The following is a 12,482-nucleotide window of genomic DNA, read 5'->3' on the forward strand; positions in this document are numbered from 1 at the left end:
CCACGCACCTCGCGACACAACCCGGCCCCTGCGTAAGGGAGTTGGTGCGTTCAGACCCACGGTCGAGATGCTCCGGAGAGAGTTCGGCGGCCCGGTCTGAACGACTCCCCCATCGGCATGCCGGCCCTGCTGCCGCAGCGGTGGAGGAAGTGGAGCGACAAGAACGGCGACTTCGAGAAGGCCTTCCCGGCGACTTCATCCTCACCCGGGCCACCACCTTCTGGGCGACGGAGTCCATCGGTACGTCGCTGCCGCTCTGGCCGACTTCATCACTGAAGGCGACTGACGCCGACCAAACTCGGCGGCAAGCCACGTTCAGGCGCCTCTGCCGAAGGTGGCGGCCGCAAGGGAAACACTCATGGCAAAGGCAGATCGTATCGACGTCCACACCCACGTGGTGCCACCGTTCTGGGGCAAGGCGTTGCCAAGCCACGGTGGAGACCCGTCGGCGAAGAAGGCCTACGCCGCCTTCCGGATCTCATTGGCTCGCCACAGTTCGGCGTTCTCCGCCTTCAGTCGCTTGATCTCCGCGACCTCCTCCGACGAGGTGCCGGGACACTGACCGGCTTCCACCTCGGCCTTGTGGACCCGGGTCCACGCCCTCCGGGGCGAGCCAAATTTGCCTACCGGGCAAATAGTATCGCCTCGGAGGTTGACCGTGTGTTCTGCTCGGCCGATCCTGGGAGCGTCCGCAGGGACCCGCGACGTGCAGGAGGAAGAGCAAGATGTCGACGTTCGTGCTGATTCACGGTTCCTGGGGTGGAGGCTGGGTCTGGGACCGTATGCGGCCCGTCCTGGAAGAGGCCGGCCACCGTGTACTGACTCCCACGCTCACCGGGTTCGCCGAGAAACACGACTTGTCCCGGCCGGAGGTGGGGCTCTCCACCCATGTCCGGGAGATTGCCGACCTGCTCACCATCGAGGAGGTCGACAACGCGATCCTCGTGGGCCACAGCTACGGCGGCATGGTCATCACGGGGGTGGTGGCCCTGGTCCCGGATCGCATCAGCCAGATCGTGTACGTCGATGCCTTCGCCCCCATCACCGGCGAGTCGGCCTTCGCGGTGCTGCCCTGGCTGGAAGACGCGTTCACGGCCCCCGAGGGAGGCCCGGACTGGGAGGTCGCCCCACTGGACCCGCGCGCGCTTGGCGCGGACGAGGACGGTGCCACGTGGCTGGAGGGCCGCTTGACCCCCATGCCGCTCCTCACCCATGCCGAACCGCTGGGCCCGGGCAGCGAGGACGTCCTTGAGGGCAAGGAAGTGACCTACATTCACTGCGCGGCCCAGGAGTTTTTCAACGACACCGCAGCTGCCGCGGCCAAGCGCGGCTTTCGCCTCGTCACCCTCACCGAGGTCACTCACGTCGAGGTGCTGGTGCAACCGCGGGTCCTGGCCCGCGAACTGCTCTTGCTCCTCTGACCGGTGGGCGAATGGTCAGCGCCGGGCTTTCGCTGACGGCACCGGGTGATGCATCGGCATCGTCGCGGCGGTCGAGGCGACCAGCACGGTGGCGGGCTTCTCGCTCTTGTTGGTCAAGCGGTGAACCTTCGACGAGTCGAAGTGAAGCGAATCGCCGGAGCTCAGGGTGATGTCCTTGCCGTCCAGGCGGAACAGTACGTCGCCCGAAAGGACGTGCAGCCACTCTTCGCCCGCATGCTTGGCGTCCCTGGTCGACTTTCCGGGCTCCACCTCCACACGGATGACCGCGATCGTCGATCCCGGGCCGCTCAGGACGGTGTAGTGCCCGTCCGGCCCGGGGTGCTCGACCACATCGCTGCCTCGTACGAGGTGGTAGTCCTCCGGCTCCTGCTCCTGGATCAGCTCACTCACCGAGATCCCGTACACCCGGGCGATCTGGAGGAGGCTGCCGATGGACGGCTGCCGGTGCCCCTTCTCCAGGCGGGAGAGGTGTGTGACGGAGATACCGGTCTGCTCGGACAAGGTCACGAGCGTGATGCCGCGTTCGCTGCGCAGGTCTCTCAGCCGATGACCTACCCAGGCGTCTACCTCGTTCTCGTGCGCCATGGCCGTAACATACACACCTCACAGACAAAGCAGGTTGCCGAGGTGGCGAATATCGCGGGGCGGCCGAACGGTCCCGGCCGGCCCCCCTCACCGCCCGGCAAGGATCGTAGCCACCCCGGATTCGAACCGTTCGTCGAAGGACGTCGGCGCGAGATGTCCGGCCACGCGGTGGAGGGAGGGATAGGTCTTCTCGGAGATCGCCCTGGCCAGGATGGAGCCCAGTGGGCGCTGGTCGACCGCCTGCTCCTCCTGCGTGAGGCCCAGGGTGAAGTAGATGACCGCCCACGCCGTCCACGCGGCCTCGCGGTCACCCGGGCCGCACTTCAGCAGCGCCTCCACCAGGGTCTCCGCGAAGCGCAGGGTGTGCGGCTCGGCGGCGTACGTGCCCACTACCAGTGCGGCACCGTCACGATGGGACAGCAGGGCGCGGCGGTAGCGGCGGGTCAGCTCACGGGCGCGTTCGTCGGGGGCGGCCGGCAGGTCGGTCAGCGGAATTTCGCCGAGTACGGCGTCGGCCATGAGCTCCAGCATTCGGAGCTTGGTCTTCACATGCCACTGCACCGTGTTGATCCGCACGCCGAGCCGGTCGGCGACCGCTCTCGTGGACACCGCGTCCAGGCCCTTTTCGTCCAGGAGGTCCAGTCCCGCGCGGATCACCGCGGCCGGATCCAGTCGGTCACTCTGTTGCCTGTTGGTCACTGACCTAGTTTACTGCACCCAAGGGCTCTTGGTCAGCGACCAAGAGGCTGCCCAGGAGCCTTCGCCGTGCCAGAAATCTGGTCACCAACCAAAAGGGTGGTCCCGTGGAAACACAGCAGGTGGAAGCAGCGCAGGTCGTCATCGCCGGAGGCGGCCCCGTCGGGCTCTGGCTCGCCGCCGAACTGCGGCTGAACGGCATCTCCGTCACCGTCCTGGAAGTACGCACCGAGATCGACCAGCGCTCCAAGGCGCTCACCGTGCACCCGCGTGGCGTCGAGGTGCTGGCCTCACGCGGGATCCACCAGCGGTTCCTCGACGAGAGCCTGAAGATCTCCAACGGCCACTTCGCCAACCTCGCCAACCGGCTCGACTTCTCCGTCATGGACACCCCGTTCCCGTACACCCTCTTCATCCCCCAGGCCCGCACCGAGGCGCTCTTCGAGGAGTACGCCCTCGGCCTCGGCGCCACCATCCGGCGCGGGCACCGCGTCACCGGCTTCACCGAGCACGCGGACTCGGTGACCGTGCGGGTGGAGGGGCCGGAAGGACCGTACGAGATCCAGGCCGAGTACATCGCCGGCTGTGACGGCACCAAGAGCACCGTGCGCGAGGCCGCCGGCATCGACTTCCCCGGCACGCCCTCCACCTACCTCGGCTGGCTCGGCGATGTCCTCTTCGACAACCCGCCCGCGCCCGGTTTCAACCGCTTCGGCGAGCACGGCGGGCTGATGATCATTCCGCTGCCCGACAACCAGTGGCGCATCGCCGGCACCAGCCCCGACGGCATGACCACCGAGTGGCCCGGCGACCTCACGTTGGACGAACTGCGGCAGAAGGTCATCGACATCGCCGGTGATGACTTCGGCATGCGTGACCCGTCCTGGCTCTCCCGCTTCGGCAACGCCACCCGGCTGGCCACCCACTACCGGCGCGGACGCGTCGTGCTCGCGGGCGACGCCGCCCACCAGCACTACCCCACCGGCGGCGTCGGCATGAACGTCGGCTTCCAGGACGCCTTCAACCTCGGCTGGAAGCTGGCCGCGACGATCGACGGCTGGGCTTCGGACGGGCTGCTGGACAGCTACCACAGCGACCGGTACCCGGTCGGTGAGCAGCTGATGGAGCACAGCCGCGCGCAGACGTACCTGTTCCACGCCTTCTCGCCCGAGGGACTCGCCCTGCGCGACCTGCTCAGCCGGATGGTCCCCCAGTCACGGGAGTTCAGCGACGTGCTGGCCGGCCGGCTCACCGCGCTCGACGTCGCCTACCCGAGCACCGACCCGACGGCCCACCCGGTGACCGGCACCCGCGCCCCCGACCTCACCCTCACCGGCACGGAGAGCACCCTGTTCGGCGCGCTGCGGGCGGACTCGTACGTGCTGCTCGACCTCACGGCAGGCGGAGCGCTCGCCGACCGCGCTCAGGAGCGGATCACCGTGCACGGCGGGGCGCCCGACCGGACGCGGGACGCCTGGGGGGACGTACGCGCCGCCCTGATCCGGCCCGACGGACATGTCGCGTGGGCCTGGGCGGAGGAGGACGACACCAAGCTGGGGGCACACGTGGACGCCGTCATCGCCAGCGCACTGGGCCGCTAGAAGGGGACCGGGTTCATGGATCTCGGACTGAAGGACAGGGTGTACGTCCTCACCGGCGGCACACGCGGGCTGGGCTACGCCGTCGCGCGCGAACTGGTCGCCGACGGGGCCAAGGTGGTCGTCACCGGCCGCGACGAGAAGCGCGCCGCCGAGGCCGCGGCCGAGCTGGGGCCGAACGCGGCCGGAGTCGCCGTGGACAACTCCGACCCGCAGGCGCCGCAACAACTGATCGCCACCGCACGGGAGTTGTTCGGCGGCTTCGACGGCATCCTCGTCAGTGTCGGCGGACCGCCCGCGGGCAACGTGGCGGACAACACCGACGAGCAGTGGCAGGCGGCGTTCGAGTCGGTGTTCCTGGGCGCGGTACGGCTCGCCCGAGCGGCCGCCGCCGAACTGAAGGACGAGGGCTCCATCGGGTTCGTCCTGTCCATCACGGCGCACGAGCCGGCCCCCGGGATGGTCATCTCCAACGGACTGCGGCCCGGACTCGCCGGGTTCGCCAAGTCACTCGCGGACGAGCTGGGCCCGCGGGGCATCCGCGTTTCGGGCTGCTACCGGGGCGGATCGGTACGGATCGCATGCGCGAGCTGGACGGGCTGTCCCCCAATCCCGAGACCAGGCGGGCCGCCAACGAGTCCGGGATTCCGCTGCGGCGGTACGGGGCGCCGGAGGAGTTCGGACGTGCGGGCGCGTTCATGCTGTCGCCGGCGGCTTCCTACGTGACCGGGGTGATGCTGTCGGTGGACGGCGGGGCCCGGCGCGGCTTCTGACCTTGTTCGGCCACAGGGCGCGGGGCGCTTGCACAGCTCCCCGTGCCCATTGCCATCGAGGTCGACCCGAGGCGAAAAGCAGCGGCCATCGCGGGAACTCGCGATGGCCGCCCTGTGCTGGGGAAATCAGGCGGAGTTCGCCTCAGGCCCGCCTGCGAGCAGCGCGCGCCACCGGTCGACGATGCCGTCGACCCCCGCGTCGCCCTCGGGAATGAGATCACCCAGCACCGGGAAGTCGTGGACCTGCCCGGCGACTCGGAGCAGGGATACGTCGACCCCGGCCGCCTGCAGAGCGCGGGCGTACTCCTCCCCGGCGTCGCGGAGTGGGTCGTACTCGGCCGTGACGACCAAGGCAGCAGGTGTGCCCGCCAGGTCGGTGGCGGCGGCCGGGGACAGTTGAGGGTCCGACAGATCCTGTCCAGGTGCGTAGAGGCTGATCCAGTACTCGAATTCGCTCGTCGACACGAAGTAGCCCTTGGCGAACTCGACGTAGGAACCATGGCGTTGGACAAGGTTCACCGCCGCGCAGATGAGCAGTTGAGCGCGGACCGTGAAGTCGTCCGTGAACCGCGAGGCCTGCGCGACGACCGCGGCGAGATTGCCCCCGGCGCTGTCACCACCGACGAGGATCCCCGGTCCGCCGGCGTTGAGATCTGCGGCGTTCCGGTTGAGCCAGGCCGCTGCGGCGAATGCGTCCTCGACCGCGGCGGGGTACGGGTTCTCGGGTGCCAGCCGGTAGTCGACGTTCACCACCACTCCCCCGCTGCGAGCGGTGAGCTTGCGGCACACGGCGTCAGAGGTCTTGAGCCCACCGACCGACCATCCGCCGCCATGGAAGTACAGCAACGGCGGCAGGCCGGAATGGTCTTCCGGGTGATACACCCTCGCGGGGACGGCTCCTGATGGCGTCGGGATGTCGACATCGGTGGTGGAGCCGACCTGGTCACCCGCGCCGAAGCTCGCCGCCAACGTGTCGAGCTGAAGCCGGGCCTGCTGGATGGGAATGTCCGCCAACGACGGACCGTCCGAGGCCATGTCGATGAGGCGCTGCACGCCAGGGAGAAGCGGCACCAGGACTCCTTTGCCGTAGACCCGCGGATACGCGGGAAGCGGACGTGCCCGAGTGGCGAGGTCGCTCGGCGTGCCTCACTACAGCACCGCGAACCCATCGACCTCGATGAGCCACTCGGGCAGACCGAGCGTCTGCACACCGAGGAAAGTGCTCGCTGACACCGGCCACTTGCCGTCGAAGGCACGGTGACCCGCGGCGAAGATGGGACCGATCAACTCGGGTTTGTGACCTACGACGTGAATCGTGTTCTTGATCAGATCGTCCGGAGTGGCCCCGGCGGCTTCCAGCGCGGCCCTGAAGTTACGAAAGGCCTGCTCGGCCTGCGCTTCATGGTCTCCAGGTCCGACGAGCTCGCCGTCGGAGTCGAGCGCGATCTGCCCGGCGATCGCGATGAAGCGGGTGCCCGTGCCGATCGCCGCGTGGGTGTAGAGGCCCTGGATCGGGGGCGTGAGAACATCCGGGTTCACTCGTTGAATTGGCATTGCGTCTCCACTCTTGTTTCAGGGTCGGCGCACACACGTCGGCATCTCCGTCACTCCAGGACGTCGGGTTCCTCGTCCACCACGAGTCCGGCGAGGAGGTTGAAGTTGTGCCGCGCCATGTTGGCGTTGCTGAACTGCCGGTGAGCCAGAGTCACTTCCTCGTCGCTCATGATCCGCGGCTGTCCCGCCGCGTCGGCCAGCAGTTGCATCTGGCAGGCCCGGTCCATCGTGATGAACCACCAGGCCGCCTCCTCGACGGACCGGCCCACGGTGAGCAACCCGTGATGGCGCAGGATCGCGGCCCTGCTGTCTCCGAGCCGGTCGGCGATGCGCACGCCCTCCGCCTGCTCCAGCACGAGGCCCTTGTACTCGTCGAAGAGCACGTGGTCCCCGGCGAAGGCGCACGATTCCTGGACGATCGGGTCGAGCAGCTTGTTCAGCGAGGCGAACGCCCGGCCGTGGATCGTATGAGCGTGCGCGACGGCGACCACGTCGGGGCGCGCGTGGTGAATCGAGGAGTGGATCCAGAAGGCGGCCTTGTTGGTGCGGCGATCGCCCTCGATCACCTGGCCCTGCTCGTCGATGAGCAGCAGATCGCTCACCCGGATCTTCGAGAAGTGCACGGCGTACGGGTTGACCCAGAACCGGTCGGGGAACTCCGGGTCGCGTGCCGTGATGTGTCCTGCGATGCCTTCGTCGAACCCGTACCGCGCGAAGACGCGGAAGGCGATCGCAAGCTGTTCCTTGCGGTGCCGGCGTTCGGACTCGACCGAACCCTTCACGTCCGACAACTGCGGTATGTCGAGCTCACCGATGCTGTCCAGATCCTCTGCGCCGGCGCTCTCAGTCGACACGGACATGTGCTCATGCCTCCCTGATCGGTGCTGTTGGGCCTCCTTCAGCGTGCGCCGGGCAAACCAGGGAAGTCAACCCGTGAGGCAAATTCATATGCCTCACGGGCAAATATCGTGCCGTGCTTCCGCCGCATCCGAGGTTACGGGAAAGGTGGCGAGACGCCCGATGCGGCTCGTCGGAGTTGCTGGATCAGGCTCGGCCGTCCCGGCGCCAAGCACCCAGCACCATCAAGGTCTTTGTCCCGATCACCGGCCCTGAGCGGCGCAGCCGGTCGATGACATCCCGCAGATGCTGGACGCCGGACACGCGGACCCGGACCAGCGCGTCTGGGTCCCCGGCCACCGTGAAGACCTCGAGGACCTCCGTGACGCTGGTGGCCGCCATGGTGATCATCTCGACCTTCACGTCCCCCGCGAACCTCAGCTCGACGAACGCCTCGAAGCTGGACCCGAGCTTGCCGTGATCCAGGATGACCGTGTAGCCCGCGATCACCCCGACCCGTTCGAGGCGGTCGATGCGCCGCTTCACGGCGGAGGGGGACAGGCTGACCTGCTCCGCGATCTCCGTGACCGTCCGCCTGCCGTCCTGCACCAGCAGGTCGATGATCATCGTGTCGACGCTGTCGACGTGCTCGGTATCCGGCATGGTCGCACCTCACTCGCGAGCAGGTTCTTTGCGTAGAACCTTGATCCGACTCAATAAAGTTTGCGTGCACAACAAGATCTCAGCAGGTTAATTGCACCATGGGGAGCGAGCTGTCGACTGTGGTCACCCACGAGGACGTGACCGACAGGAGAGGGCCCAGCAGTGAAAGTAGAACGCGAACTGCCATCCCGCGAGGCCAATGACCTGCTGGAACTGGTCACGGACGTCGCGGACAAGGAACTGGGGCCACGGGCCGCCGAGTTCGAGGACGAGGGCCGGTTCCCGCGCGACGTTTTCGGTCTCCTGGGCGAGATCGGGCTGCTGACTCTGCCGTTCAGTGAGGACGTCGGCGGCGGGGGCCAGCCCTACACGGTCTACCTACAGGTGCTGGAAGAGATCGCCGCGCGTTGGGCCGCGGTGGCCGTCGGCATGAGTGTGCACACGCTGTCCTGTCACCCGGTGACCACGTTCGGCACCGAGGCGCAGCGGGCCGAACTCCTGCCGCGGATGCTGAGCGGCGAAGCCCTGGGCGCGTACTCCCTGTCCGAAGCCCACGCGGGTTCCGATCCCGGGGCGCTGCGCGCGTCCGCCGCGCAAGCGCCGCACGGCTGGACCGCACGGGGCACGAAGGCCTGGGTCACCCATGCCGGTCAGGCCGACTTCTACACCGTGTTCCTGCGGACCTCCCCTGACGAGAGCGGGGGCATCTCCTGCTTCCATGTCGACGCCGACACGGCAGGGCTTGTCGCGGGGACACCGGAACGCAAGATGGGTCTACGCAGCTCGACCACTGCTGAGATGCACTTCGAGGATGCGGTCATCCCCGAGGACAGACTCGTGGGCGCCCCTGGCCAGGGACTGCAGATCGCCCTGTCGGCTCTCGACGCGGGCCGGCTCGGGATCGCCGCGGTCGCCGTCGGCATCGCGCAGGCCGCGCTGGACTACGCCGTCGACTACGCCCAGGAGCGGCAGACGTTCGGGCGACCGATCATCGACCACCAAGGCGTCGGATTCCTGCTGGCCGACATGGCCGCCAGGACCGAAGCCGCCCGGGCGACCTACCTGGTCGCCGCACGCCGCAAGGACAACGGGCAGCCGTACACCCGGCAGGCCAGTATCGCCAAGCTGATCGCGACCGATACGGCGATGGCGGTCACGACCGATGCGGTGCAGGTGCTCGGCGGCGCGGGATACGTGCTCGACCACCCGGTGGAACGGTTCATGCGGGAAGCGAAGATCACGCAGATCTTCGAAGGCACCAACCAGATCCAGCGCCTCGTGATCAGCCGTCAACTCGCGGGTTCCGCACGCTGACCATCGCCGCGGCGCCAACGCCTTCGTGCCTTCATGTGAGGAGAACTGCCATGCAGTATCGCGATGCCGTAGCCGTCGTCTCCGGCGGCGCTTCCGGCCTCGGGCGTGCTGTGGCCGAGAGGTTGCACGGGCAGGGAGCCACCGTGGTGGTGCTGGACCTGCCCACCGGAGCGGGCCGTGAGTTCGCCGACCACCTCGGCAGCCCGGCGCATTTCGCAGCGGCCGATGTCACGGACGCATCCGAGGTGCGGGCCGCGTTCGCCGCGGCCGCTGAACTCGGCCCGCTGCGGGTGGCCGTCAACTGCGCCGGAGTGGCCACACCTGGGCGGATCATCGGCAGCCGGGGTGTGCTCCCGCTCGACCAGTTCCGCCGCGTGGTGGACATCAACCTCGTAGGGACCTTCAACGTCCTCAGCAACGCCGCGGCGGTGATGGCGGGCAACGACCCCGTCGACGGCGACCGCGGGATCATCGTCTGTACCTCCTCCATCGCCGCCTACGACGGACAGATCGGGCAGGCCGCCTACGCCGCGAGCAAGGGCGGCGTCGCATCGCTCACGTTGTCCGCCGCACGGGACCTGGCGGACAAGGGCATCCGCGTGGTCACCGTCGCGCCCGGCCTGTTCGACACCCCGCTCATGGCAGGACTGCCGGAGCGGGCGCGTGCGGCCCTGGAGGCCTCAGTGACCCACCCCTCCAGGCTGGGTGCGCCGGACGAGTACGGCGCGCTGGTCGAGCACATCATCGACAACCCCATGCTCAACGGCTGCGTGATCCGCCTCGACGGAGCGCTCCGTATGGCACCGCGCTGACAGGCAGCGGTGATTGCTGTCCAGCCATCCGCCGGCGCCCTGATCGGCGGCGCATCCGAAACGCGAGCATCCGAATCGAGAGCCGCCATGCCACGTAAGCAAGCCAAGACGACCGAGGGCGCCCAACCCGCCGACGGTCCGATCCAGTTCCTCTCCCCCGAGGGTGTGCTCGGGCCCGACAGCAGACTCGAACTCCCTTCCGCGATCGATCTGCCCGCGCTCTACCGGGACATGGCGCTGGTACGCCGCCTGGATTCCGAGGCGATCGCGCTACAGCGTCAGGGGGAACTGGGCCTGTGGCCTTCACTGCGCGGTCAGGAGGCGGCCCAGGTCGGTGCGGCCTATGCGCTGGCCGAGCAGGACATGGTGTTCCCCACCTACCGTGAGCACGGCGTGGCCTGGTGCCGCGGACTCGATCCGGTGTCGCTCCTCGGCCTCTTCCGCGGTTCGACACTGGGCGGTTGGAACCCGTACGAGCGTCGCTTCAACCTCTACACCCTGGTCATCGGCGCACAGACCCTGCATGGGGTCGGCTACGCCATGGGCCTGGTCCGAGACGACGTGATCGGCTCCGGGGACGACACACGCGACACCGCCGTACTGGTCTTCCTCGGTGACGGAGCCCTGAGCGAGGGCGAGACCAACGAAGCGTTCCTCTGGGCCGCTGTCCAGAACCTCCCCGTGGTGTTCTTCTGCCAGAACAACCAGTGGGCCATCTCCGCTCCGTACAGCGTGCAGAGCCGTGTCCCCGTCGCTCAGCGCGCGGCCGGCTTCGGCTTTCCCGGCGTGCCCGTCGACGGCAACGACGTGCTGGCCTGTCTCGCGGCGACCCGTGCAGCGCTGGCACGTGCCCGGTCCGGCAGCGGGCCGACCCTGATCGAGGCGGTGACCTACCGGATCAACGCGCACACCACCGCCGACGACGCCACCCGTTACCGGCCGTCCGCCGAGACCGACGAGTGGATGGCCAAGGATCCGCTGGAGCGTCTGCGCCTGCACCTCACAGCGAGCGGCGAAGTGGACGAGGAGTACTTCGCCGATATCGAGCGACGAGAACAGGAACTGGCCGTACACCTGAGGGCTGGCTGCCGGTCACTGCCCGCGCCGGACAACGCGTCGCCCTTCGAGAACACCTACACGGACATGCCGGCCGAGCTCAGGCGCCAACTGGCCGAGCACGCGGAGTTCCTCGCCTCCGGCCAGGAGATCGGAGCCACTCGATGAGCATCTCCATGGTCAAGGCCCTCAACAACGGGCTCCGCAAAGCCCTGGCGGACGATCCCAAAGTCCTGCTGATGGGCGAGGACATCGGACGCCTCGGCGGGGTGTTCCGCGTAACCGACGGCTTGCAGAAGGAATTCGGAAGCCTGAGAGTCATCGACACCCCCCTCGGTGAGGCAGGCATCGTCGGCTCCGCCATCGGTCTCGCCCTGCGCGGATACCGCCCGGTGTGCGAGATCCAGTTCGACGGCTTCGTCTACCCGGCCGTCAACCAGATCATCAGCCAGCTCGCGAAGCTCCGGCACCGCTCGGGCGGTGTGATCACCCTGCCCGTGGTCATCCGCATCCCGTTCGGCGGCGGCATCGGCTCCATCGAGCACCACTCGGAATCACCCGAGGCCTACTTCGCCCACACCCCCGGACTCAAGGTCGTCACCTGTTCCAACCCGCAGGACGCGTACGACATGATCCGCCAGGCCGTGGACGACGACGATCCGGTGATCTTCCTCGAACCCAAGCGGCACTACTGGACCAAGGGCGAGGTCACCGACGGGACGCCGGCGCCGTTCGCCCGAGCCTGCGTGCTGCGGAGCGGCACCGACGCCACCCTCATCGCGTACGGCCCCATGGTGCCGGCAGCTCTCGAAGCAGCCGATGCCGCTGCCGAAGAGGGCCGCAGCGTCGAGGTCATCGACCTGCGCAGCCTGTCACCGCTGGACCTGGACACCGTACGGGAGTCGGTCCACCGCACCGGCCGGGCCCTGGTCACCCATGAGGCCTCCCTGTCCCACGGGTTCGGGGCGGAGCTGGCCGCGCGGATTCAGCAGGAGGAGTTCCACTTCCTCGAAGCGCCGGTGCTCCGGATCACCGGATATGACACCCCGTACCCGCCGAGCCGTCTTGAGGCGGACTGGCTTCCGGGGGTCGACCGGATCCTCGACGCCCTTGACCTCAGCATGAGTTACTAGAGAGGAGGTGCGGGTCACC

At 68.2% G+C, this 12,482-nt stretch carries 13 protein-coding genes and 1 pseudogene; 8 read left to right on the forward strand and 6 right to left on the reverse strand.

The features are described from left to right. The first annotated feature begins 358 nt into the window (after window positions 1-358). Both KCH87_RS50810 and KCH87_RS31645 read left to right on the forward strand, forming a co-directional pair. Entirely contained in the window at window positions 359-562 is a 204-nt protein-coding gene (locus KCH87_RS50810; protein WP_210590568.1) for a hypothetical protein, read from the forward strand. Window positions 563-725: 163 nt separating this feature from the next. Next, the gene (locus KCH87_RS31645) at window positions 726-1,421 is read left to right on the forward strand and encodes an alpha/beta fold hydrolase (RefSeq protein WP_210590201.1); all 696 of its coding nucleotides are present in this window, start codon (window positions 726-728) and stop codon (window positions 1,419-1,421) included. A gap of 15 nt (window positions 1,422-1,436) precedes the next feature. On the opposite strand, the gene KCH87_RS31650 is transcribed toward KCH87_RS31645, so the two are convergent. Both KCH87_RS31650 and KCH87_RS31655 read right to left on the reverse strand, forming a co-directional pair. Continuing rightward, the gene (locus tag KCH87_RS31650) at window positions 1,437-2,027 is read right to left on the reverse strand and encodes a helix-turn-helix domain-containing protein (RefSeq protein ID WP_210590203.1); all 591 of its coding nucleotides are present in this window, start codon (window positions 2,025-2,027) and stop codon (window positions 1,437-1,439) included. Window positions 2,028-2,114: 87 nt separating this feature from the next. Continuing rightward, window positions 2,115-2,726 carry a TetR/AcrR family transcriptional regulator C-terminal domain-containing protein gene (locus tag KCH87_RS31655; protein ID WP_210590205.1) on the reverse strand — a complete coding sequence of 204 codons (612 nt, stop codon included), beginning with the start codon at window positions 2,724-2,726 and terminating at the stop codon, window positions 2,115-2,117. Window positions 2,727-2,845: 119 nt separating this feature from the next. On the opposite strand from KCH87_RS31655, the gene KCH87_RS31660 reads away from it, so the two are divergent. Continuing rightward, entirely contained in the window at window positions 2,846-4,324 is a 1,479-nt protein-coding gene (locus tag KCH87_RS31660) for an FAD-dependent monooxygenase (protein WP_210590542.1), read from the forward strand. Between the two features lie 15 nt (window positions 4,325-4,339). Continuing rightward, window positions 4,340-5,094 (forward strand): annotated as a pseudogene (locus KCH87_RS31665) (SDR family oxidoreductase). Between the two features lie 126 nt (window positions 5,095-5,220). Here the strand turns inward: KCH87_RS31665 and KCH87_RS31670 are convergent. The 4 genes from KCH87_RS31670 to KCH87_RS31685 form a co-directional block, all read right to left on the reverse strand. Then, window positions 5,221-6,165 carry an alpha/beta hydrolase gene (locus KCH87_RS31670; RefSeq protein WP_210590208.1) on the reverse strand — a complete coding sequence of 315 codons (945 nt, stop codon included), beginning with the start codon at window positions 6,163-6,165 and terminating at the stop codon, window positions 5,221-5,223. A 78-nt stretch (window positions 6,166-6,243) separates the two neighbouring features. Next, window positions 6,244-6,648 (reverse strand): RidA family protein, encoded by a 405-nt coding sequence (locus tag KCH87_RS31675; protein ID WP_210590211.1) that lies wholly within the window; start codon window positions 6,646-6,648, stop codon window positions 6,244-6,246. A 50-nt stretch (window positions 6,649-6,698) separates the two neighbouring features. Continuing rightward, complete coding sequence (locus tag KCH87_RS31680) at window positions 6,699-7,508, reverse strand: class II aldolase/adducin family protein (protein ID WP_210590214.1); 810 nt, start codon at window positions 7,506-7,508, stop codon at window positions 6,699-6,701. Window positions 7,509-7,692: 184 nt separating this feature from the next. Further along, window positions 7,693-8,148, reverse strand: coding sequence for an Lrp/AsnC family transcriptional regulator (locus KCH87_RS31685; RefSeq protein ID WP_210590217.1), 456 nt, complete (start codon window positions 8,146-8,148; stop codon window positions 7,693-7,695). A 162-nt stretch (window positions 8,149-8,310) separates the two neighbouring features. Between KCH87_RS31685 and KCH87_RS31690 the strand changes: the two genes are divergently transcribed. From KCH87_RS31690 to KCH87_RS31705, 4 genes are all read left to right on the forward strand, one after another. Next, entirely contained in the window at window positions 8,311-9,462 is a 1,152-nt protein-coding gene (locus tag KCH87_RS31690) for an acyl-CoA dehydrogenase family protein (RefSeq protein WP_210590219.1), read from the forward strand. A gap of 50 nt (window positions 9,463-9,512) precedes the next feature. Beyond that, window positions 9,513-10,274, forward strand: coding sequence for an SDR family NAD(P)-dependent oxidoreductase (locus KCH87_RS31695; protein ID WP_210590221.1), 762 nt, complete (start codon window positions 9,513-9,515; stop codon window positions 10,272-10,274). 87 nt (window positions 10,275-10,361) lie between these two features. Further along, complete coding sequence (locus KCH87_RS31700; protein ID WP_210590224.1) at window positions 10,362-11,498, forward strand: thiamine pyrophosphate-dependent enzyme; 1,137 nt, start codon at window positions 10,362-10,364, stop codon at window positions 11,496-11,498. Then, window positions 11,495-12,463 carry an alpha-ketoacid dehydrogenase subunit beta gene (locus tag KCH87_RS31705; protein ID WP_210590227.1) on the forward strand — a complete coding sequence of 323 codons (969 nt, stop codon included), beginning with the start codon at window positions 11,495-11,497 and terminating at the stop codon, window positions 12,461-12,463. The genes KCH87_RS31700 and KCH87_RS31705 overlap by 4 nt, the downstream gene beginning before the upstream one ends. Window positions 12,464-12,482 lie beyond the last annotated feature (19 nt).

It is taken from the genome of Streptomyces sp. GESEQ-35 (genome assembly GCF_017948485.1).
GTDB lineage: Bacteria > Actinomycetota > Actinomycetes > Streptomycetales > Streptomycetaceae > Streptomyces.